Source organism: Streptomyces sp. NPDC090045, assembly GCF_044747975.1.
GTDB lineage: Bacteria > Actinomycetota > Actinomycetes > Streptomycetales > Streptomycetaceae > Streptomyces.
The window spans coordinates 1-22,005 of sequence record NZ_JBIVFA010000001.1 but is presented as its reverse complement, the minus strand read 5'-3'; the positions used below and the strand labels follow the sequence as shown (position 1 = coordinate 22,005).

General features: G+C 72.2%; 19 protein-coding genes and 1 rRNA gene. 8 read left to right on the top strand and 12 right to left on the bottom strand.

Features of this window, described 5'->3' with window-relative positions:
- Positions 1-252: 252 nt before the first annotated feature.
- Positions 253-915, bottom strand: coding sequence for an HAD family hydrolase (locus tag ACIPYQ_RS00100; RefSeq protein ID WP_362233755.1), 663 nt, complete (start codon positions 913-915; stop codon positions 253-255).
- Entirely contained in the window at positions 912-1,412 is a 501-nt protein-coding gene (locus ACIPYQ_RS00095; RefSeq protein WP_361761860.1) for a DUF6912 family protein, read from the bottom strand. Before ACIPYQ_RS00095 ends, ACIPYQ_RS00100 begins: the two co-directional genes overlap by 4 nt.
- Positions 1,413-1,712: 300 nt before the next feature.
- Here ACIPYQ_RS00095 and ACIPYQ_RS00090 point away from each other — a divergent pair, with 300 nt between their 5' ends.
- A complete protein-coding gene (locus ACIPYQ_RS00090) occupies positions 1,713-2,159 on the top strand; it encodes an Rv3235 family protein (protein WP_401244775.1) in 447 nt (148 codons plus the stop codon).
- A gap of 324 nt (positions 2,160-2,483) precedes the next feature.
- Here the strand turns inward: ACIPYQ_RS00090 and secA are convergent, their stop codons facing one another.
- The gene (gene secA, locus ACIPYQ_RS00085) at positions 2,484-5,291 is read right to left on the bottom strand and encodes a preprotein translocase subunit SecA (protein ID WP_361761865.1); all 2,808 of its coding nucleotides are present in this window, start codon (positions 5,289-5,291) and stop codon (positions 2,484-2,486) included.
- A 241-nt stretch (positions 5,292-5,532) separates the two neighbouring features.
- Here secA and ACIPYQ_RS00080 point away from each other — a divergent pair, with 241 nt between their 5' ends.
- Positions 5,533-6,114 carry a GNAT family N-acetyltransferase gene (locus ACIPYQ_RS00080; protein WP_401244773.1) on the top strand — a complete coding sequence of 194 codons (582 nt, stop codon included), beginning with the start codon at positions 5,533-5,535 and terminating at the stop codon, positions 6,112-6,114.
- A gap of 9 nt (positions 6,115-6,123) precedes the next feature.
- Entirely contained in the window at positions 6,124-7,284 is a 1,161-nt protein-coding gene (locus ACIPYQ_RS00075; protein WP_361761871.1) for a DNA glycosylase AlkZ-like family protein, read from the top strand.
- A gap of 14 nt (positions 7,285-7,298) precedes the next feature.
- Here the strand turns inward: ACIPYQ_RS00075 and ACIPYQ_RS00070 are convergent, their stop codons facing one another.
- The 6 genes from ACIPYQ_RS00070 to mtrA all read right to left on the bottom strand — a co-directional run bounded on the left by ACIPYQ_RS00070 (position 7,299) and on the right by mtrA (position 14,630).
- Positions 7,299-8,051, bottom strand: coding sequence for a response regulator transcription factor (locus tag ACIPYQ_RS00070; RefSeq protein ID WP_361761874.1), 753 nt, complete (start codon positions 8,049-8,051; stop codon positions 7,299-7,301).
- 193 nt (positions 8,052-8,244) lie between these two features.
- The gene (hpf, locus tag ACIPYQ_RS00065; protein ID WP_361761894.1) at positions 8,245-8,940 is read right to left on the bottom strand and encodes a ribosome hibernation-promoting factor, HPF/YfiA family; all 696 of its coding nucleotides are present in this window, start codon (positions 8,938-8,940) and stop codon (positions 8,245-8,247) included.
- Between the two features lie 293 nt (positions 8,941-9,233).
- Positions 9,234-10,043, bottom strand: coding sequence for a ComF family protein (locus tag ACIPYQ_RS00060; RefSeq protein ID WP_401244770.1), 810 nt, complete (start codon positions 10,041-10,043; stop codon positions 9,234-9,236).
- An 88-nt stretch (positions 10,044-10,131) separates the two neighbouring features.
- Positions 10,132-11,994, bottom strand: coding sequence for an LpqB family beta-propeller domain-containing protein (locus tag ACIPYQ_RS00055; RefSeq protein WP_401244768.1), 1,863 nt, complete (start codon positions 11,992-11,994; stop codon positions 10,132-10,134).
- A complete protein-coding gene (gene mtrB, locus ACIPYQ_RS00050; protein ID WP_401244766.1) occupies positions 11,984-13,939 on the bottom strand; it encodes an MtrAB system histidine kinase MtrB in 1,956 nt (651 codons plus the stop codon). Before mtrB ends, ACIPYQ_RS00055 begins: the two co-directional genes overlap by 11 nt.
- Position 13,940: 1 nt before the next feature.
- Entirely contained in the window at positions 13,941-14,630 is a 690-nt protein-coding gene (mtrA, locus tag ACIPYQ_RS00045; RefSeq protein ID WP_189747360.1) for a two-component system response regulator MtrA, read from the bottom strand.
- A 261-nt stretch (positions 14,631-14,891) separates the two neighbouring features.
- Between mtrA and ACIPYQ_RS00040 the strand changes: the two genes are divergently transcribed.
- The 5 genes from ACIPYQ_RS00040 to ACIPYQ_RS00020 are packed head-to-tail and all read left to right on the top strand — an operon-like array spanning position 14,892 to position 20,647.
- The gene (locus ACIPYQ_RS00040) at positions 14,892-16,139 is read left to right on the top strand and encodes a glycerophosphoryl diester phosphodiesterase membrane domain-containing protein (protein WP_401244764.1); all 1,248 of its coding nucleotides are present in this window, start codon (positions 14,892-14,894) and stop codon (positions 16,137-16,139) included.
- Positions 16,139-16,774 carry a DUF4129 domain-containing protein gene (locus ACIPYQ_RS00035; protein ID WP_401244762.1) on the top strand — a complete coding sequence of 212 codons (636 nt, stop codon included), beginning with the start codon at positions 16,139-16,141 and terminating at the stop codon, positions 16,772-16,774. The genes ACIPYQ_RS00040 and ACIPYQ_RS00035 overlap by 1 nt, the downstream gene beginning before the upstream one ends.
- Positions 16,771-18,354 carry a DUF4350 domain-containing protein gene (locus ACIPYQ_RS00030; RefSeq protein WP_401244760.1) on the top strand — a complete coding sequence of 528 codons (1,584 nt, stop codon included), beginning with the start codon at positions 16,771-16,773 and terminating at the stop codon, positions 18,352-18,354. Before ACIPYQ_RS00035 ends, ACIPYQ_RS00030 begins: the two co-directional genes overlap by 4 nt.
- Positions 18,351-19,337 carry an AAA family ATPase gene (locus ACIPYQ_RS00025; protein WP_401244758.1) on the top strand — a complete coding sequence of 329 codons (987 nt, stop codon included), beginning with the start codon at positions 18,351-18,353 and terminating at the stop codon, positions 19,335-19,337. The genes ACIPYQ_RS00030 and ACIPYQ_RS00025 overlap by 4 nt, the downstream gene beginning before the upstream one ends.
- Positions 19,337-20,647 carry a DUF58 domain-containing protein gene (locus ACIPYQ_RS00020; RefSeq protein ID WP_401244756.1) on the top strand — a complete coding sequence of 437 codons (1,311 nt, stop codon included), beginning with the start codon at positions 19,337-19,339 and terminating at the stop codon, positions 20,645-20,647. Before ACIPYQ_RS00025 ends, ACIPYQ_RS00020 begins: the two co-directional genes overlap by 1 nt.
- A 78-nt stretch (positions 20,648-20,725) precedes the next feature.
- Here ACIPYQ_RS00020 and ACIPYQ_RS00015 read toward each other — a convergent pair whose 3' ends face one another.
- The 3 genes from ACIPYQ_RS00015 to rrf all read right to left on the bottom strand — a co-directional run bounded on the left by ACIPYQ_RS00015 (position 20,726) and on the right by rrf (position 21,864).
- Positions 20,726-21,241, bottom strand: a complete 516-nt coding sequence (locus tag ACIPYQ_RS00015) for a hypothetical protein (RefSeq protein WP_401244754.1) — start codon at positions 21,239-21,241, stop codon at positions 20,726-20,728.
- Between the two features lie 91 nt (positions 21,242-21,332).
- Positions 21,333-21,647: a hypothetical protein gene (locus ACIPYQ_RS00010; protein ID WP_401244753.1), complete on the bottom strand. Its 315-nt coding sequence runs from the start codon at positions 21,645-21,647 to the stop codon at positions 21,333-21,335.
- A 100-nt stretch (positions 21,648-21,747) separates the two neighbouring features.
- A 5S ribosomal RNA gene (gene rrf / locus ACIPYQ_RS00005) occupies positions 21,748-21,864 on the bottom strand.
- Positions 21,865-22,005 lie beyond the last annotated feature (141 nt).

Sequence of the window (22,005 nt, the reverse complement as noted above, 5' to 3'; positions counted from 1 at the left end):
GGGAGGGAATGAGCCAAGATCGGCTGGAGGTCCCGGTGGCGGGGATCAGCGAAGGCCCGGGCACGGTCGTGCGCCGGGCGCAGGCCGGAGGCTCCAGTGCCCCCGATGACTATCGCGCTGATCACGGGTACAAGGCTATCCCGACCTACCCCCAGGTCGTCATTCGCTGCATCTGTATAAATCTTGGGGTGAAACTTTGACAGTCTGGCCAGCGACGTGACCGGGCTGTCCGTGCAGCGGGCTGTCCAGCCACTATTCGGCCAGCTCGCGAGCTGTCCATACGGCCTCGGCCAGGGTGTCCACGACCGGCACACCGGCCGATTCCAGACTGCTGCGGCTGTGCGAACCGCCCGTGTAGAGGACCGCCCGGGCACCGACGTGGGCGGCGGCCAGGGCATCGTCCACGGCGTCTCCGATGAGGACCGTACGGCCCGCCGTCACCCCCGTCCCGTCCAGGGCGGCCATGTGGCGTACGAGGTGTCCCGCCTTGGAGGTGTGGGAGGGGCCGATCCGCCCGTCGACGCGCAGGAAGTGGTGGTCGATGCCGTGGGTCCGGACCAGCGGTACGAGCTTCTCGTGGGGCGCGAGGGACAGCAGGGACTGGGTGAGCCCGTCCCGCTGCCACTCCTGGAGCAGCTCCCGGGCGCCCTCGGCGAGCCCGGCGTCCTCGGCGGCCGCCCAGTAGTGCCGGTGGAAGGCCTCGTCCATGACCACCCACTCCTCGTCGGTGGGCAGCCGTCCCATGAGGCGCTCGTAGAACTTCGGCACCGGTACGACGTACAGGTCGCGGTAGGTCTCCAGGGTGATCGGCGCGAAGCCGAGCTCGGCGAAGGAGGCGTTGGTCGCGGCTATGACGGCGTCGATGTCGTGGAGGAGGGTGCCGTTCCAGTCCCAGACGATGTGCTTTTCGGTCACTTCAGCAACCCCGGAATCTCCTGCACGCCGAACCACAGCAGCTCGTGGTCCTCGGCTCCGTCGACGATGAACTGTGCGTCCGCGTCCCCGCCGTCGGCGGCGGCCAGGGCCTGTGCGGCGGCGGCCACGTCCTCGTCGGCGTCATCGGCGTCCACGTGCACCGCGGCGGCCACGGTGAGGCGTACGGCGGCGGCCAGGCTGACCTGGCCGAGCGTGGCCTCGTCGACCCCGGGGGTGGCGGTGGCGGCCTTGTCGTCGACGTCGAGGGCGACGACGACGCGCCGGCGCGGCGCGCCCGCGTCCGCGGCGAGCAGCCGCAGGGAGGCGACCGCAGCCCGGTTCAGGGCCGCGTACTCCAGCTCCTCGATGTCGTCCGACACGTACCACTCGCGGAGCCCGGGGGTGACGGCGTACGCCCGCAGCGGGGCGGGGCCCAGCTCACCCGCCTTGTGCACCTCGGCGAGCCCGGGGAGGGTCAGGGGGACGTACACACGCATGGCCGGCTGCTTTCAGTAGTCGGAAAACTCCCTCAGGATACGACTCGGAGGGTCCGGCAGGGTGACGGCGTCCGTACCCCTTCGAGGTGCCGGACCAGGACCCGCGGCCGTCCACCCCGCTCCCCGGACGTGCGCGCTCCGGGCCTGCGGAGGGGCCGGCGGGCACTCGGATAGGTGAACCGGGGCGGCGGCCCGGCCGACCGTGCGCGTGGTTGCGGAGCGTGTTCGGCGACCGTAGAAGATCCCCATCAAGTTACCGCCCGGTACCCGCCGGGCCCGGCCTGTTCGGGGGCAGACGCGATGGACACGACGACGCGCGGCACGATCGGCAACGACGGGAGCCGCCGCCGGCCGGGCGGCCGGACCCGCACCCGGCCCGCCGGACGGCGCGACCCGCGGCGCCCGGCAGGGCCCCCGCGCGCCTTGCGGAACGGCCCGCACCACTGGTTCGCCGAACACCTCCTCGCGGTGGTCAGCGGCCGCCGCCCGGTCCACTCGCTCCTCGGCCACACCGTCGGCCCCGCCTACCAGCAGCTGGTCACCCTGGCCCCCGCAGGCCCCCTGCGCGACTGCCTCCGCCCGGTCATCCGCCGGTGCGGCCGCTTCACCCCCGGCCCGGGCGTCATCGAAGCCTTCGCCCGCATCGCCACGGGCGACCGCCTCACGGCCATGGCCTTCCGCCTGGAACAGGGCCCAGACCTCCGCTGGCGCTGCGCCGCAGTAGAACTCCAGGGCCCCCTCCCGTAGCCGCTCACCAGCCACAATCCAGCCCCGCCGGCACACTCCAGCCTCGCCGGCGTTTGAGGCGCGGGGTCCGGGGCGGAGCCCCGATCTTTCAGCCCCGCCCGCCCCATCCAGCCCCGCCGGCGTTTGAGGCGCTCTTTCAGCCTCGCCGGCGTTTGAGGCGCGGGGGTCCGGGGGCAGCGCCCCCTGGGGGTCCCCCCGGACGGAGTCTGGGGGAGGGTCTGGGGCGGAGCCCCAGGAGCGGCGCCGCACCCGCCACACAACGCGGCCGGGGCCGGACACCATGCACGGTGTCCGGCCCCGGCCGACAGCTCGACCCCGCAGGGGTCACTTCTTGCGGCGCCGCCCGCCGGCGGCCTTCGCCGCCTTGCGCCGCTCCGCCCGCGTCATCCCGTCGCCCTCGCCACCCGCGCCCTCGGACGCGAAGTCGCCCTCGACGACACCGCCCTCGCCGTCCACCGTCGGCGCCGAGAAGTGCAGCCGGTCCGGCCGCTGCGGAGCGTCCAGCCCCTTCGCCCGGATCTCCGGACGGCCGGCCCCGGCCGCCGCCGGCTCCTTCGTCAGCGACGGCGCCGCGTCCTGCACCGGAAGCTCCTCGACCTGCTGCTCGACCTGGACCTCCAGGTTGAACAGGTAGCCGACGGACTCCTCCTTGATGCCTTCCTGCATGGCGTTGAACATGTCGAAGCCCTCGCGCTGGTACTCGACCAGCGGGTCCTTCTGGGCCATCGCGCGCAGGCCGATGCCCTCCTGCAGGTAGTCCATCTCGTACAGGTGCTCACGCCACTTGCGGTCGAGCACCGACAGGACCACGCGCCGCTCCAGCTCGCGCATGATCTCGGAGCCGAGCGTCTTCTCGCGCGTCTCGTACTGCTCGTGGATGTCGTCCTTGACGGACTCCGCGATGAACTCGGCGGTGATGCCCGCGCGGTCGCCGGCGGCCTCCTCCAGCTCCTCGATGGTGACCTTCACCGGGTAGAGCTGCCGGAAGGCGTTCCACAGCCGCTCCAGGTCCCACTCCTCGGCGAAGCCCTCGACCGTCTCGGCCGCGATGTACGCGTCGATGGTGTCGTCCATCATGAAGCGCACCTGCTCCTGCAGGTCCTCGCCCTCCAGGACGCGGCGGCGCTCGCCGTAGATGACCTCGCGCTGGCTGTTGAGGACCTCGTCGTACTTCAGGACGTTCTTGCGCGTCTCGAAGTTCTGGGTCTCCACCTGCGACTGGGCCGACGCGATGGCGCGCGTGACCATCTTGTTCTCGATCGGCACGTCGTCCGGCACGTTCGCCATCGCCATGACGCGCTCGACCATCTGCGCCTTGAACAGGCGCATCAGGTCGTCGCCCAGCGACAGGTAGAAGCGGGACTCGCCCGGGTCGCCCTGTCGGCCGGAGCGGCCGCGCAGCTGGTTGTCGATGCGGCGCGACTCGTGGCGCTCGGTGCCCAGCACGTACAGGCCGCCGAGGTCCTTGACCTCTTCGAACTCGGCCTTCACGGCCGCCTCGGCCCGCGTGAGCGCCTCGGGCAGGGCGTGCGCCCACTCCTCGATGTGCTCCTCCGGGTCCAGGCCGCGCTGGCGCAGCTCGGCCTCGGCGAGGTCGTCCGGGTTGCCGCCGAGCTTGATGTCCGTACCACGGCCGGCCATGTTCGTGGCGACGGTGACCGCGCCGCGGCGGCCGGCCTGGGCGACGATCGTCGCCTCACGGTCGTGCTGCTTGGCGTTGAGCACCTCGTGCGGGATGCCGCGCTTGGAGAGCTGCTGGGAGAGGTACTCGGACTTCTCGACCGACGTCGTACCGACGAGGATCGGCTGGCCCTTCTCGTGCTTCTCCGCGATGTCGTCGACGACGGCGGAGAACTTCGCGACCTCGGTCCGGTAGATCAGGTCCGGCTGGTCCTTGCGGACCATGTCGCGGTTGGTCGGGATCGGGACGACACCGAGCTTGTAGATCTGGTGGAACTCGGCGGCCTCGGTCATGGCCGTACCGGTCATGCCCGACAGCTTCGAGTAGAGGCGGAAGAAGTTCTGCAGGGTGATCGTGGCGAGGGTCTGGTTCTCGTCCTTGATGTCCACCCCTTCCTTCGCCTCGATCGCCTGGTGCATGCCCTCGTTGTAGCGGCGGCCGGCGAGGATACGGCCGGTGTGCTCGTCGACGATCATGACTTCGCCGTCGATGACGACGTAGTCCTTGTCGTTCTTGAAGAGCTCCTTGGCCTTGATCGCGTTGTTCAGGTATCCGACGAGCGGGGTGTTCACCGACTCGTAGAGGTTCTCGATGCCGAGCCAGTCCTCGACCTTGGCGACGCCGGACTCGTGGATGGCGACGGTGCGCTTCTTCTCGTCGACCTCGTAGTCGCCGGTCTCCTCGATGCCCTTCAGCGGCTGGCCGGCCTCGCCCTTGGTCAGGCGGGTCACCAGCTTCGCGAAGTCGCCGTACCACTTCGTGGCCTGGTCGGCCGGGCCGGAGATGATCAGCGGGGTACGGGCCTCGTCGACGAGGATCGAGTCGACCTCGTCGACCACGGCGAAGTTGTGGCCGCGCTGGACGAGCTCGTCCTGCGACCACGCCATGTTGTCGCGCAGGTAGTCGAAGCCGAACTCGTTGTTCGTGCCGTAGGTGATGTCGCAGCCGTACTGCTCGCGGCGCTGCGCCGGCGACATGTTCGCCAGGATGCAGCCGACCTCCAGGCCGAGGAACTTGTGCACCCGGCCCATCAGCTCGGAGTCGCGCTCGGCGAGGTAGTCGTTCACCGTGATCAGGTGGACGCCCTTGCCGGACAGCGCGTTCAGGTACGCGGGGAGCGTGCCGACGAGGGTCTTGCCCTCACCGGTCTTCATCTCGGCCACGTAGCCGAGGTGCAGCGCCGCGCCACCCATGATCTGGACGTCGTAGTGCCGCTGGCCGAGGACGCGCTTGGCCGCCTCGCGTACGGTCGCGAAGGCCTCGGGCAGCAGGTCGTCCAGGCTCTCGCCGTCCTGGAAGCGCTGCTTGTACTCGTCCGTGAGCGCCCGCAACTCGGCGTCGGAGAGGTTGACGAAGTCCTCTTCGATGGAGTTGACCTGGGCCGCAATGCGGTGCAGTTTGCGCAGGATCTTGCCCTCGCCTGCACGCATGAGCTTGTTGAAGACGGACACCGAGGTTTGTCTCCTTGCCGGTCGGGCCTGGGCACTGTACGTACCGCGGGCACGGCAGGTGGGCCCCACCGCAACGGCCATCGTAAGCGAGGACGTGGCCACGTCGGGAGGTCCGCCGTTCCCGTGGGGGCACGGGTGCCCGGATTGAGAACGTACGGGGTACACGGAAGGTGCCGCATCCCCCGGGGGGATTCCCGGAAAGTGTTCGCTCCGGGCACGGCGCGGGCAGCAGAATCCGTTCATGGAGCCCATCACACTCACCACGGACCGGCTGGTCCTGCGGCCTTTCGTCCCCGCCGACGAGGACGAGGTCTACGCGGCCGCGCAGGACCCGGCCATCCAGCGCTGGACCCTGGTCCCCTCCCCGTACGAGCGCGCGCACGCGCACGCCTTCGTCAACGAGCTCGTGCCGAACGGCTGGCGCGAGGACACGGGCTACCCCTTCGCCGTCCTCCTCGGGGCCGAGGGCCCGCTGGTCGCGGCCGTCGGCGTGCACGTCCACGGCGCCGAGTCGTACGAGATCGGCTACTGGGCCGTGAAGGAGCACCGCGGACGGGGCTACATGACCGAGGCCGTGCGGGCCGTCGCCCGCTGGGCCTTCACCGCGCTCGGCGTCACCCGGCTGGAATGGCGCGCCGAGCTGGGCAACGAGGGCTCGAAGGCCGTCGCCGAGAAGGCGGGCTTCCAGGTCGAGGGGGTCCTGCGGGCCGGCATCGAGCAGCGCGGCACCTCCCGCGACTGCTGGGTCGGCGCCCTGCTCCCCTCCGACCTCGGCCTCCCCGCGCGGCTGCCGTACCTGCCCGCTGTCAGTGGCCCCGCCTAGGCTGCGGACATGACTGCGCTCTCCCTCTCCGCCGACGAAGCCCGCCGGATCGCCCTGCGCGCACAGGGCTTCCTCGGAGCACCCGACCGCCGAGGAGGGGTGCGCGGAGTCCTGCGCCACCTGGGCGCCGTGCAGCTGGACACCATCTCGGTGCTGGCCCGCTCGCACGAGCTGATCCCGTACGCACGCCTCGGCGCCGTCGGCCGCGACACCGTGGAGCGGGCGTACTGGTCCGACCGCCACGCCTTCGAGTACTGGTCGCACGCGGCCTGCATCCTCCCCATCGAGGAATGGCCGCATTTCGCCTTCCGGCGCCGGGCCAACCGGGAGCGCGGCCACCGCTGGCACATCCTCCAGGACAAGCAGCACTCGACGCGGGCGGTCCTGGACCGGCTGAAGTCCGACGGCCCGCTGACCTCCACCGAACTGGGCGGCGCGAAGAACGGCGGCGAGTGGTTCGAGTGGTCCGAGACCAAGATCGCGGTGGAGTGGCTCCTCGACACCGGCGCGGTGGTCTGCAGCGAGCGCCGCGGCTGGAAGCGGGTGTACGACCTCCCCGAGCGCGCCGTTCCGGACCGGCTGCTCCACGACGACCTCGACGACCGCGAGTGCATGCGCCGCCTGGTCGCGCTGGCCGGCCGGTCCCTGGGCGTCGGCACCCGCGCAGACATCGCGGACTACCACCGCCTCAAGGGGGACCAGGTCGACGCGGTGATCGCCGACTCCGGGCTGGTCCCGGTCGAGGTCGAAGGCTGGTCCAAGCCCGCCTGGGCGGACCCCGCCGCCCTCGCCGCGGCCCCCCGGGGCCGCCACCGCACGACGCTGCTGTCGCCCTTCGACTCCCTGGTCTGGGACCGCCCCCGCACGGAGCGGATCTTCGGCTTCACCCACCGCCTCGAGGCGTACGTCCCCAAGCCGAAGCGGATACACGGGTACTTCGCGATGCCGCTGCTGGCGGGCGGCCGGCTCCAGGGCCGCGTGGACCCGGCCCGCGAGGGCCGCACGCTGGTCGCCCGGCAGCTCTCGCTGACCTCGCCGAAGGCCGCGGGCCCGATGGCACAGGCCCTGCGGGAAGCCGCGGAGTGGGTCGGCTGCGAGGACGTACGGATCGAGCGCGCGGGCTCGCCCGCGGAGGCGGCGGCCGTCACGGCGGAGCTCGCCGCGCTCTAGGCGGTCGGTCCGGGTCAGCGGATTTCGAGGATCTTCTCGCGCATCGCGTAGACCACGGCTTCCATCCTGGAGTGCAGCTGCAGCTTCTCCAGGATGTTGCGGACGTGGTTCTTCACGGTGTTCTCGGAGATGAACAACTCCTTGGCGATGTCGCGGTTGTTCATGCCGGTGGCCACCAGCTTGAGGACCTCCAGCTCCCGGTCCGTCAGCCTCGGCGCCGGGACCAGCCGGCGCTCGTCGGTCCGCTGGATCATCGACTTGAACTCGGTGAGCAGCTTCGACGCCATCGAAGGGCTGATCTGCGACTGGCCGTCGGCCACCGCCCGGATCGCCGTGGCCACCTCGTCCGTCGAGATCTCCTTCAGGAGGTACCCGGTCGCGCCCGCCTTGATCGCGTCGTAGAGGTCCGCCTCCTCGTCGCTGATCGTCAGCATGATGATCTTCGCGGAGGGGGCCACCTCCTTGATCGAGGTGCACGCCTCGATGCCGCCGCGCCGGGGCATCCGCACGTCCATCAGCACGATGTCCGGCAGCAGATCGGCCGCCTTGTCCACCGCCTCCGCGCCGTCCCCGGCCTCGCCGACGACCTGGATGTCCTCCTCCTGCGCGAGGACGATCTCCAGACCCCGCCGGAAGAGTGCGTGGTCGTCGACCACGAGCACCCGGATCGGTTCCCCGGCCGGCGAGCCGTCGGGCTCCGCCGACGCGTCCGCGCCGCGGCAGCCCGCGCCGTCGTCCCCGCGCACCGGCCCGAAGCTGTCCGCCATCGTTCCTCCCCCTGCATGTGCTGAGCTGCTGGGCCAACCGGACACACACCGCGGCCGGTTGACTGCCCGCCATGATTCCATGCCCGCGCCACGGCGCGGGGGGACGTCGAGGACCCGGCTGGCGCAATACCCGTCATGCAGGTGCCCCCGCGGAGACGCCGGAGCGTCCCCGCGGGGGCAACGAATGGTCGGTTCAGCCGCCGAGTGCGCCGCCGGCGCCGCCGCGCGGTTCCTCCGAGCTGGAGGCACCGTCGGGGTTCACGTGGATGACGCCGTAGTCGTACGCGTGACGTCGGTAGACCACGCTGGGCAGCTTCGTCTCGGAGTCGACGAACAGATAGAAGTCGTGGCCGACCAGCTCCATCTCGTACAGAGCCTGGTCGAGCGACATGGGTGCGGCCGAGTGGGTCTTCTCGCGGACGATGAGCGGGCCTTCGCCCTGCACTTCGATGGACCCGATCCGGGTGATCGGAACCCCGTCCGCCTTCTCCTCGGTGACCACCTGGCCACTGCCGTTGAGCGACGCGACGCCCGGCACGACGTCGGCGACCTCGGCCGCCGAGAGCCGGCCGTTGCCACGGCGGGTGTAACGCTTGTCGTGCTGCTTGCGCAGCCGGGCCTCCAGCTTGTCCTGAGCGAGGTCGAGCGCCGCGTACGGGTCGGCGGCGGCGGCCTCGGCCCGGATCACCGGGCCCCGCGAACGCAGGGTGATCTCCACGCGGTCGGAACGGTCGGCCTGGCGCGGGTTGTGCTCCTTGGACACCTCGACGTCCAAGCTGATCACCTTGGCGTCGAGCTTCTGGATCCGCTCCGGATTCAGCTTCTCGGCCACGTGCTTGCGGAACCGCTCGGGCACCTCGGTCTTGCGGCCCTTGACGACGATGTCCACGCAGAACTCCGTTCCCGGATAGCTCCGCCCGACGGGGCGAAGCGTCTCCCTTTCGCACCAGACTCCGGTGAAGGCCGGAGCCTCGGACTTGGCGACTTTCACCTCCTCCTCCCCCATCGGCAAGATCAACACCCCACCGACTTCGGAGTCGAGAGACAGCCTCCTGAGTTCCTTACAACCGAACATATCCCTCTATGACGGTTGTCGGCACCCGCTACCGGAATGTACTTCCAGTCAGGTGGCTGTTCCCTCTTACTACCTGCAACGATGGGCCTTCCCCGCCAGTTCCAAATCTATTCACGAGATTTTTGACCTGTACGCGTAGCAGGCCGGCGGGGCACCGCCCCGGGAAGCCACCGGAAGGAGTCCGCGGGCGCGGCGACCACCGCTGCCCGCAGCCCGTCCCCCGGGCCCGCGGTCAGTCCCGCGCTGCGCACCGCCCGGGCCGCCTCCGCCAGCGTCGCCCCCGTGGTGACCAGGTCGTCCACGAGGACGATCCGGGCCCCGTCCGTCAGCCGCGCCCCGTCCCGGCACACCGTCAGGGCCCCCGCGAGGTTCTCCCGGCGCTGCCGGGCGCCCAGTCCCGCCTGGTCCGCCACCGCCCGCCGCAGCCTCAGTACGGGCGCCACGCGCGCGGGAACACCGGCCCGCCGCAGCCGCCCCGCGGCCGCCAGGGCGATCCTGCGCGCCGGATCGTGCCCGCGCGCCCGGACCTGCCGCCGCGCCGACGGCACCGGCACCAGGGCCACTTCCGCCGAAGCCGGCCCGGGCTCCGGCCCCGGCCCCGTGCGGACCGGGCCGCCCGCATCCCGCGGCCGGCCCGCCAGCACGGCGCCCGCCAGGGCCTCGCCGAGCACCCCGGCCAGCGGCAGCGCCCCGCGCTCCTTGTGGGCCAGCAGGAGGGCCCGTACGCCCCCCTCGTAGACGGCGGCGGCGTGCACCACCGGCAGCCCCTCGGGCCGCGGAGAAGGCCGCACCGGCCCCGCGCCGGCCCCGCTCAGCGCCTCCCGGCAGCCCGCGCACACCAGCACCCGGACCGCTCCGCAGCCGGCGCAGTCGACCGGCAGGACCAGCCCGGCCAGCTCCTGCCACCAACCGCGCACCACTCCACACTGACGGCGGCGGACGCAGCCCGCCACCCCTGTGGACAGAGCCCTCGGCCGAGCCCGCGGCCGGGTCCGCGGCCGCAGCTCAGCCCGGGTACACCGGAGCCGAGCCGCCCGCCGCCACCGTGCGCCACTGCGCCCCCGGCGGCAGGTACACGATCCCGTCCTCCGAGTACGCCACCACCGGCTTCGGCTTCGCCTCGTCCTCCGACGCCGCGGCCGCGACCGCGGACAGCCCCGCCGCCCCGGGCAGGCTGGCCGCGACCATCGAGCCGTCCGCCAGCATGTAGCGGGCCTGCTGCACCCCGCCGCTCTCCCGGCCCACCACGAGCAGCCGCCCGTGCGGCGCCCAGCTCATCGTCGTCACCTCCGCCATCTGCGGGGCCGCCGGGCGCAGCTCGCGCACCGACACCGCCGAGGCGTCGCCCTTGGCGTCGGGCCGTTCGATCCGCCCGACGTGCAGGTTCTTGCGGCCGTCCTTCTCCACGAGCAGCGCGATCCGCACCCCGTCGGAAGAGGCCTTCAGCGAGACGATCCGCCCGCCGTCCAGCCCGGCCACCTGCACCTTCTCCGGGGTCCCGGCGCCGCCCGGCACCCGCCACAGCCCCGGGTGCTGCGTATCGCCGTCCGCGACCCACAGGTCGCCGGCCGCGTCCCAGCTGGGCGCCGTCAGCGTGCTCCCCTTGCCCACCGGCAGCGGCTGCGGCATGGACCCGGCGCCCACCAGGGACACCACGTACAGCCCGTGCCCGTCCGGGGAGACCACGGCCGCGCGCCGCTCGTCGTACGTCACGGCCGCCGAGCCGACCTTGAAGACGGGCTGGGTGCTCAGCGGCCCCGGCACCGGCTCGGCCCTCTGCTGTTCCTCGCTGGTCACGTCCAGCCTCATCCGGACCAGCCGCTTCTCGTTGTCGACGAAGTACTGGTAGTCGGGGATCCTGGGCCGGTTGGCGATCGCGGCCGCGTTCAGCTCGGTCACCGAGCACAGCGAGGACGACTTGTCGTCGGAGCGCAGGATCTCGACCTGGTCGAGCCGGGAGCCCGTCAGGTCCTTGACCGTGTAGAGGAGTTGGGTGGCCATCTTCTTGCACTGCGGCTGGGCGACGTTGTCGGCCTTGTCGTTGAGCGGCACTCGCAGCGTGTTCTGGCCGTCGTACGAAAGGGACTTGGTGCCCTCGCGCAGTTCCGTACCGGTGGGGAAGCTGGACTCGACGACGGGGCCGAGCCATCTGGACGGCCCGGCGAGCAGCGACTGCACCGTCTGCGTGGTGGGGTCCATCCGCGAGTCCGGATCGGTGCGCTGGCGCACGTACACGGGGTCGGCGACGAGCGTGCCGCCCGCGAAGTAGTACTTGTTGACCGGCATGTAGATGCGCTGGAAGTCCGACTCGCTGAGCACGAGGCCGTTGGGCGGCTGCGAGATCCGCCACTGCTTGTCCTCGTCCTGGACGAGCTGGAGGTACTCCTCGTACTTCTCGTCGTCGGTCTTCGGCTGGTACGCGTTGCGCTCGTCCACGGTCGCGAGCTTCTTGCCCGTCACCTTCCAGCGCGGCCCGTCCGGGTCCTTCTCGCCGCGGATCGAGACCCGGTCGAGGCCGGACGAGAGCACGGTGACGGCGGAACTGGGCTTCCAGCTCTTCGCCGCCTCCTCGGTGAGGTACTTGCGGGCGGTCTCCAGCTGCGGGTCGTCGCTGGTCATCGCCTCCAGGAAGCCGTCGACGATGTCGGCCGGGCTGGCCTTGTCTGCGGGCGGTACGCCGAAGACGCGGACCTGGGAGTCGACGCCCTGCGAGGCCTTCACCTCTCGGATCTCGCCGTGGTCGGGCATGGAGGCGCAGCCGGCCAGCAGCAGCCCGGCCGCGCCGAAGGCGTACGCCCGCAGGGTGCGCAGCCGCCGGCCCCGTACCCGCACGCGCCCGCGCCGCGCGTTCTCGGGCTCAGCGTCCATCGGCTCGGTCCTCCTGTTGTGCCTGGTCGGCCGGGCGGGGCACCACCCGGGCCCCGTTGCCCGGCAGGGCCGTCGGGTCGGCGGGCACCGGCTGCGCTCCGGTGACCGGCGACCGCGGCGGTATCGGCGAGCGGTCGCCGGCGTCCGGGGCCGGGCGGTCCGCCGTGCGGCCCGCGGCCTCGGCGGCGGCCCTGGCCCGGTTGGCCCGCGAGTCCTCGGGTTCCAGCGGGATGGGCGAGCCCCGCAGCGGCTCGTCGGCCGTGCGCGGCAGGGTCAGGCGGAACTGCGAGCCGCCGCCCGGCTCGCCCCAGGCCTGCAGCCAGCCGCCGTGCAGCCGGGCGTCCTCGACGGCGATGGACAGGCCGAGGCCGGTCCCGCCGGTCGTGCGCGCCCGCGCCGGGTCGGCCCGCCAGAAGCGGTTGAAGACGCGGGTGGCCTCGCCGGGCTTCAGCCCGACGCCGTAGTCCCGTACGGCCACGGCGACGGCCCCGCCCGCGGACGCCAGCCGGACCACCACGTCGCGGCCCTCGCCGTGCTCCACCGCGTTGACGACGAGGTTGCGCAGCACGCGCTCGACGCGCCGCGAGTCGGCCTCGGCGATGACCGGCTGGGTGTCGCCGAGGACCCGGATCCGCGTGCCCTTGTGCTCGGCGAGCGGCTCGGCCCCGTCGATGACCCGGCGTACGACGTCCCGCAGGTCGATCGGCTCGGCCTCCAGGGCCGCGGCCCCGGCGTCGAAGCGGCTGATCTCCAGCAGGTCGGAGAGGAGCGACTCGAACCGGTCGAGCTGCCCGGCGAGCAGCTCGGCCGAGCGCGCGGTGATCGGGTCGAAGTCGACGCGGGCGTCGTGGATGACGTCGGCGGCCATCCGTACCGTCGTCAGCGGGGTCCGCAGCTCGTGCGAGACGTCCGAGACGAACCGGCGCTGCATCCGCGACAGCTCCTCCAGCTGCTGGATCTTCAGCTGGAGGTTCTGCGCCATCTTGTTGAAGGCCTCGCCCAGGCGCGCGATGTCGTCCTCGCCGGTGACCTTCATCCGCTCCTGGAGCCGCCCGGCCGAGAGCCGCTCGGCGATCCCGGCGGCCATCCGTACGGGGGTCACGACCTGGCGCACGACGAGCCAGGCGATGCCGCAGAGCAGGACGACGACGAACAGGCCCGCGGTCACGATGGTGACCTTGATCAGGTTGAGGGACTCCTCCTCCTGCGTGAGCGGGAAGAGGTAGTACAGGTCGTACGGGTCCCCGTTGATGTCGGTGAGCCGCTTGCCCACGACCAGCGCCGGCTCGGGCGCCTTGTCCCCGGCCCCCGCCGTGTAGCGGATCTCGGAGAAGGTCTTGAACGCGCCGGTCGCGTGGTTGACGGCCCGGCGCAGCTTCACGGGCACGCTGGCCGTCGGATCGACGTTGCCGGAGGCGCGGGCGCCCTTGACGCCCTGCGTCCCGGGCAGGGTCTGCTCCCCGGTGCCGGCGCCGAGCGCGACGACCTCGAAGGCCGTCTGGCCGCCACTGGCCAGCTGCTTGACGAGGGAGTTCATCCAGGTGCTGGCGTCCCGGCCGACCTTGTTGTCGGTGGCGTCGGGTCCGTCCACGGTCGCGGGGGCGTTCGCCTTCTCCTGCGCGACCGCGAACCCGCCCGCCGCCTGGCTCTGCGCCGCCTGCTCCTTGGCCTCGAGCAGCCCCCTGCTGACCTGGGCGATCACGACGACGCCCAGGGCGAGGACCACGGCGAGCGAGATCAGCAGGGTGGCGGCGACCACCCGGAGCTGGATGTTGCGGCGCCACAGCCGGACAGCCGGAACCAGCGGCCGGCGTACGAGGCGTACGAACAGCCGCAGCACGGGGCTGCCGGGCGCTCCGGCCCGGAACGGCCGGCCCTCCCAGAGGCCGCGCCAGCGGGAACCGCCGCGGCCTCGGCCGGACGCGGCGGACGTGCCGGACTGCACCTCAGCTGGGTCCGGCCTTGTAGCCAACACCGCGCACCGTCACGACGATCTCAGGGCGCTCCGGGTCCTTCTCCACCTTGGAGCGCAGACGCTGCACATGCACGTTGACCAGGCGGGTGTCCGCCGCGTGCCGGTAGCCCCAGACCTGCTCCAGCAGCACCTCGCGGGTGAACACCTGCCAGGGCTTGCGCGCGAGGGCGACCAGCAGGTCGAACTCGAGCGGGGTCAGGGCGATCGAGGCACCGTCCCGCTTGACCGAGTGCCCGGCCACGTCGATGACCAGGTCACCGATGGCCAGCTGCTCGGGTGCGGGCTCCTCCGACCGGCGCAGACGGGCCCGGATGCGGGCCACCAGCTCCTTCGGCTTGAACGGCTTGACGATGTAGTCGTCGGCCCCGGACTCCAGGCCCACGACCACGTCCACCGTGTCGCTCTTCGCGGTGAGCATCACGATCGGCACACCGGACTCGGCCCTGATCAGCCTGCACACCTCTATGCCGTCCCGTCCGGGCAGCATGAGGTCGAGCAGTACCAGGTCCGGCTTCGCCTCCCGGAAGGCAGCAAGTGCCTTGTCACCGTCCGCTACGAACGACGGCTCAAAACCTTCTCCACGCAGCACAATGCCGAGCATCTCGGCCAGCGCGGTGTCGTCGTCGACGACAAGGACGCGTCCCTTCATGGTTGACATCATCCCATTAGCTAATCGTTACCTGGCGGTGAGCTGTCCCACAGCCAAAAGGGCTGGAAATCGCCCCTCGGACCTGCGTGGAGATCAGGTCGACCAGTCTGCCCCGGATCCGGGCGACAATTGAAGGTAAGGGCTGCCGGAGATCCGGGGGGACGGCCAGGGTTACGAGGGCCTCACAATCCCCTACTCCGTTCGGGACACCCACGTGGCACGATGGCAGCGACCGGCGCCCCCGCCGCCGCAGGTGCACGTGAAGGAGCGACGATGAACGACTCTCCGGGCTGGGCTACGCCCGGATCCTCTCCGTCCGACGGCGAGCGGCCGGGAACCCCCGCCGACCAGCCGGGCACCGACGGCGGCGCGCAGCAGCCCGGCCGGCCCGCAGGCGACTCGAAGTGGTCCGCCGAGCAGCCGCCGCCCGGCCAGTGGTCGAGCCCGGGCACGACGGCTCCGGAAACCCCGCCGACACCCCCGCAGCCCGCCGCGGGGGGCTGGGGACAGCGCCAGGACACCCCGTACGCGGGCCAGAACGGCCCCCAGTACGGCTACCCGGGCGGCCCCGGCCAATGGGGCAGCCCCCCGGCCGCCAAGCCCGGTGTGATCCCCCTGCGCCCCCTGGGCCTGGGCGAGATCCTCGACGGCGCGGTCGCCACCATGCGCACCCACTGGCGCTCGGTGCTGCCCATCACCCTGGTCGTGGCCACGGTCGTCCAGGTGATCAGCGTGCTCGTGCAGAAGTACATGCTGGAGGGCGTCGCCCTCTCACCGGACGAGAACGTCACGCCCGAGCAACTCCTCGACAGCGTCGGCAGCACCCTGTCGGTGTCGGTGGTGACCCAGTTCATCCAGATCCTCGGCACCACCGTGGTCACCGCGATGCTCACCATGGTCTTCAGCCGGGCCGTCCTCGGCCAGACCTCCTCGGTCTCCACCGCCTGGCGCGAGGCCCGCCCCCAGCTGCTGCGCCTGGTCGGGCTCACCCTGCTGATGGCCCTCGGCGCCGTCCTGATCGGCGCCGTCCTGATCCTGCCGGGCATCACCGCCGACAGCACCGGCCTGATCGTCCTCGGCTTCTTCGCCTGGCTCCCGCTCCTCGTCTGGCTGGGAATCAAGTTCAGCCTGGCCTCGCCCGCCCTGATGCTGGAGAAGAGCAGCGTCTTCAAGGCCTTCACCCGGTCCTCGAAGCTGGTCAAGGGCTCCTGGTGGCGCGTCTTCGGCATCACGCTGCTGACCGGCTTCATCGCCTTCATGGTCGGGCTGATGATCGTCGTCCCGTTCCAGTTCGTCGGCGCCATCGCCTTCGGCGGCGGGTTCGACGCCCTGCAGGACGGCAGCGCGCAGACCTCCTGGGGCCTGCTGATCTTCACCGGGATCGGCCTGATCATCGCGCAGACCATCGTCATGCCGATCCAGTCCGGCGTCACCGTCCTCCTCTACGTCGACCAGCGCATCCGGCGCGAGGGCCTCGACCTGGAGCTCGCCCGGGCGGCCGGCGTCGAGAACTACGGGTGATGCGCGCGGAGGTCCCGCCGGTGACGACACCGCGCGAGGCCGCCCGTGAGGCGGCCGAGCGCGAGCTGTCCAAGCCGATGTACCACGAGAACGACCCGAGCCTGGTGGACCGCGCGACGCGCGCCTTCTTCGACTGGCTCGACGACCTGTTCGGCGCCGCCTCCGGGGCAACCCCCGGGGGCGCCGTCGGCCTGCTCGCCATCGTCCTCCTGGTCGCGCTGGCCGGAGCGGCCCTGTGGTGGCGCCTGGGCTCCCCGAGCCGCACCACCACCTCCCCGGGCACCCTCTTCGACGACGGCATCCGCAGCGCCGCCGACCACCGCAAGGCCGCCGACGCCCACGCCGCCGCCGGCCGCTGGACCGAAGCCGTCCAGGAACGCATGCGCGCCGTCGTCCGCTCCCTGGAGGAACGCACCCTCCTGGACCCCCGCCCGGGCCGCACCGCCGACGAGGCGGCCGCCGAAGCCGCCGCATCCCTCCCCGGCCACGCCGCAGACCTCCGCGCCGCCGCCCGCACCTTCGACGACATCACCTACGGCGGCCGCACCGCCGACGCCGACACGTACGCACGCCTGCGCACCCTCGACCTCACCCTCACCCAGACCAAGCCCCTCCTGACGGGACCCACCCCATGACGCCCCCCGGGAGCCAGCCCACCTCAAACCCCGACGGGGACGGGTACGTGCCGGGACACTCCCCACAGGACGCCGAACACCACACGGCCCACCCCTCCGCCCCCCAGGACGGCTCCGCCGCGGACGGGTACGTGCCGGGGCACTCCCCGCAGGAAGCCGAACGCAACACGGCCCGCCCCTCCCGCCCCCAGGACGTCTCCGCCGGGGACGGGTGTGTGCAGGGGCGCTCCCCGCAGGGCGTCGAACACAAGGTGCCCCGGCCCGCCGACCCCCCGACACGTTCGACGCCCGAGGAGACGCACCGGAACACACCCGGCCCCACCCCTCCGACCGGCCCCGGCGGCACAGGCAGCGGCGGCAACGACGGCAACGACGGCAACGACGGCAACGACGGCAAGCCAAACAGCACCCGCACCCGCACGCGCAAGCGAATCCGCAAGGCCCGCCTCATCCTCGCCACCGCCGCCGTCCTGGCCGCCGGCGTCACCATCCTGGCCGCCCTGGAATCCGGCACCCGCCACGGCTACCTGGACCCCCGCTCCGCCGACCCCTTCGGCAGCCGCGCCGTGGCCGAGCTCCTCAAGACCCGCGGCGTCACCACCCGCGTCGTCACCACCGCCGCGGAGGCCGCCGACGCGGCCGGCCCCCGCACCACCCTCCTGGTCACCGACCCCGACCGGCTCGGCACCACCCAGCGCCGCACCATCCGCTCGGCCATCGACCTCTCCGGCGGCCGCACCGTCCTGCTCGCCCCGGGCGGCCACAGCCTCCCCGACCTCTCCCCCGGCGTCCGCACCGCCGGAGCCTCCGGAGCCGCCGCCTCCGACGAGCTCGACCCCGCCTGCACCCTGCCCGCCGCGACCTCCGCCGGCCGCGCGGCCACCGGCGGCGGCCTGCGCTACACCACCACCCTCCCGGGAGCCGTCGCCTGCTACCCCAGCGGCGGCCACCCCACCCTGCTCACCCTCCCGGCAGGGACCCGCGGCGACACCGTCCTCCTCGGATCCGAGACGGTCCTCCTCAACGAGAGCCTCGCCGAGGAGGGCAACGCCTCCCTCGCCCTCCAACTCCTCGGCTCCCGCCCGGAACTCGTCTGGTACATGCCGTCGCTCGCGGACTCCGACCCGGACACCGGCGCCTCCGAGGACAAGAGCCTCCTCGCACTCGTCCCGGACGGCTGGTCCTGGGCCCTGCTCCAGCTCTTCCTCGCCGCCGCCGTCGCCGCCCTCTGGCGCGCCCGCCGCCTCGGCCCCCTCGTCACCGAGAAGCTCCCCGTCGTCATCCGCGCCTCCGAGGCGACCGAGGGCCGGGCCCGCCTGTACCGCAAGGCCGGCGCCCGCGACCGCGCCGCCACCGTACTGCGCGCCGCCACCCGCGAACGCCTCGCCGCCCTCACCGGCGTACCGCACACCCACGCCCACGACCCGGCCGCCCTCACCCCGGCGGTCTCCGCCCGGCTCACGGACGGCACCCGGGACGTCAGCGCCCTCCTCTTCGGCACCACTCCCTCCGACGACGCGGCACTCGTCGCGCTCGCCGACCACCTCGACGCCCTCGAAAGAGAGGTCCGTACGTCATGACGTACCCGGCCACCGAGTCCGCGGCTGTGACCGCGGACAGCGCCCGCGCTTCCCTCGAAGCGCTCCGCACCGAGATCGGCAAGGCCGTGGTCGGCCAGGACTCGGCCGTCACCGGTCTCGTCGTCGCGCTCCTGTGCCGCGGCCACGTCCTGCTCGAAGGCGTCCCCGGCGTGGCGAAGACCCTCCTCGTACGGGCCCTGGCCGCGTCCCTCGAACTCGACACCAAGCGCGTCCAGTTCACCCCCGACCTGATGCCGAGCGACGTCACCGGCTCGCTCGTCTACGACGCCCGCACCGCCGAGTTCTCGTTCCAGAACGGCCCGGTCTTCACCAACCTCCTCCTCGCGGACGAGATCAACCGCACGCCCCCGAAGACCCAGTCCTCCCTCCTGGAGGCGATGGAGGAACGCCAGGTCACGGTCGACGGCACCCCGCGCAAGCTCCCCGAGCCCTTCCTCGTCGCCGCCACCATGAACCCGGTCGAGTACGAGGGCACGTACCCCCTCCCGGAAGCCCAACTGGACCGCTTCCTCCTCAAGCTGACGGTTCCTCTGCCCTCCCGCGAGGACGAGATCGGCGTCCTGACCCGCCACGCCGCCGGCTTCAACCCCCGCGACCTGCACGCCGCCGGCATCCGCCCGGTCGCCGGCCCGGCCCAGCTCGAAGCCGCCCGCGAGGCCGTCGCCAAGGTCTCCGTCTCCCCCGAGATCGCCGGCTACGTCGTCGACATCTGCCGCGCCACCCGCGAATCGCCGTCGCTCACCCTCGGCGTCTCCCCCCGCGGCGCGACCGCCCTGCTCGCCACCGCCCGCGCCTGGGCCTGGCTCACCGGCCGCGACTACGTCACCCCCGACGACGTCAAGGCCCTCTCCCTCCCGACGCTGCGCCACCGCGTCCAGCTGCGCCCGGAAGCGGAGATGGAGGGAGTCACCGCCGACGCCGTCATCACGGCGATCCTCTCCCACGTCCCCGTCCCCCGCTGATGGCCCTCACCGGACGAACCGCCCTGCTGGCGGCCCTCGGCAGCATTCCGGTCGGCGTCCTCGAACCGAGCTGGACGGGGATGCTCGCGGTCAACGGCCCGATCGCCCTGGCCTGCGCGGTCGACTACGCCCTGGCGGCGCCGGTCCGCAGCCTCGTGCTGGCCCGCTCGGGGGACACCTCGGTCCGTCTCGGCGAACCGGCGGACGTCCACCTCACCGTCACCAACCCCAGCGGCCGCACGCTACGGGCCCGCGTCCGCGACGCCTGGCCGCCGAGCAGCTGGCTCCCGGGCACGGAGGGCGCCGCCTCCCGCCACGAGGTGGTCGTCCCCGCGGGCGAGCGCCGCCGGCTGACCACCCGTCTGCTCCCCACCCGCCGCGGCGACCGCCGCGCCGACCGTGTCACGATCCGCTCGTACGGGCCCCTGGGCCTGTGGGCCCGCCAGGGCGCGCACCTCGCCCCCTGGACGGTCCGGGTCCTGCCGCCCTTCACCAGCCGCAAGCACCTGCCCTCCCGGCTGGCCCGGCTCCGCGAACTGGACGGCCGCACCAGCGTCCTGACGCGCGGTGAGGGCACGGAGTTCGACAGCCTCCGCGACTACGTCCCCGGCGACGACACCCGCTCCATCGACTGGCGCGCCACGGCCCGCCAGCACAAGGTGGCCGTCCGCACCTGGCGGCCCGAACGGGACCGGCACATCCTCATCTGCCTCGACACCGGCCGCACTTCGGCGGGCCGTGTCGGCGACGCCCCCCGTCTGGACTCGGCGATGGACGCCGCCCTGCTCCTCGCCGCCCTGGCCGCCCGCGCCGGCGACCGCGTGGACCTGCTGGCCCACGACCGCCGCCCCCGCGCCCAGGTCCAGGGACGCGCGGCGGCCGACATCCTCCCGTCCTTCGTCAACGCGATGGCCACCCTCGAACCCGAACTGGTGGAGACGGACGCCCGCACCCTGGTCTCCACCGTCCTGCGCAGCGCCCCGCGCCGGTCCCTGGTGGTCCTCCTGACGAGCCTGGACGCGGCCCCGATCGAAGAGGGCCTGCTCCCGCTGCTCCCCCGGCTCACCCAGCGCCACACGGTCCTGCTGGCTTCCGTCGCCGACCCGCACGTCGCCGGTATGACGAAGTCCCGCGGCAGCGTGGACGCCGTCTACGAGGCCGCGGCCGGCACCCAGGCCCAGGCCCAGCGCCGCCGCACCGCCGACCAGCTCTCCCGGCACGGCGTCCACGTCGTCGACGCGACCCCGGACACCCTCGCCCCGGCACTGGCCGACGCCTACCTCGCCCTCAAGGCCGCCGGCCGCCTCTAGCCGACGGCGGTGTCGCGCATGATCGGCGGCAGAGCCGATCATGCGGCGAGCGTGCCTCTGTCGCTGTCGCAACCGGCGTCAGTACTGCCAGCGAGGCTGACTGCCGTCCAGCCGGCAGTGGATCACGCGCCCGTTCCCCGCGTGCGTGGACCGCCCCAAGTCGGCCTTCCGGCAGAACTGGCCCGCGTTGTAGCAGTTGCCGGCGTTGGAGACGATCTCGCACTCGGCCGTCGCCTGCCGACTGGGGGCCTTCGTCGTGGGTGGAGCCACCGGCTTCGTCGTCTGCGTCGCGGCCGGCTTCGGGTCCGCCGAGCGGGTCGCCACCGAAACCGACGGGCTCGGCAGCGCCGAAGGGGAGGCGGAGGGCGTCGGCGACGACGACGGCGAGGGGGTCTCGGAGGGCAGAGCGGATGTCTGCGACGGGACCGCCGACGCCGAGGAGGCGACCGGCGGCAGGGATACGGCGGGCCCGTCACCCTCCGCAGGACCGCACGCGACGGAGACACCCGCCACCAGCAATCCGACCAGCACCCGCTGGACGAGCCCCCTCGTACGTCTTCCGTCCCGCTCGTCACTGCCGTTGACTCTGCGCACCCGTACCCCCACTCGAAGCGTTCGAAGGAGGCACATCGTATGAACGGGCGTTCGCCCCCGCAGGCTTTCACCCGAACCGGAACCCAGGAACCTAGGCGGCCCTGTTCGCGATCTCCATCGCCCAGGCCCGGAAGGCGGCCCGGTCATCGGGCCTGACCCGCAGGTGCTCAGGTATCCAATCGGCCTCGGCGGCGTCCAACAGGTCGGTGATCCCCAGGTGGTGCCAGTCCCAGTGGAGCGAATTGAAAGCACGCATGAGCGGCCCGACCTGCTCGCGAATCCGGGCCACTTCCTCCGGTCCCAGACCCACCGCACTCAGCCGAGCCAGCGTGCCGGCCTGCTGCTCGGCAGTGAACTCGGTGTCAAGAAAGGGTTCAAGCAGATCGCCCCACACGTCGTGTTCCACGGCGGACATGCTGCCAGAGAGGAACACGCTCCGGCCCGGAACGCAGAAAAGCCCCGCACCGAACCCCGAAAGGTTTGGTGCGGGGCTTCCCGCAATGATTGTTCGGCGGCGTCCTACTCTCCCACAGGGTCCCCCCTGCAGTACCATCGGCGCTGAAAGGCTTAGCTTCCGGGTTCGGAATGTAACCGGGCGTTTCCCTAACGCTATGACCACCGAAACACTATGAAATTTGAACGCTGGCTATGGACACAGCTGTTCGTTATTTCAGAACTAACACAGTGGACGCGAGCAACTGAGGACAAGCCCTCGGCCTATTAGTACCAGTCAGCTTCACCCGTTACCGGGCTTCCACATCTGG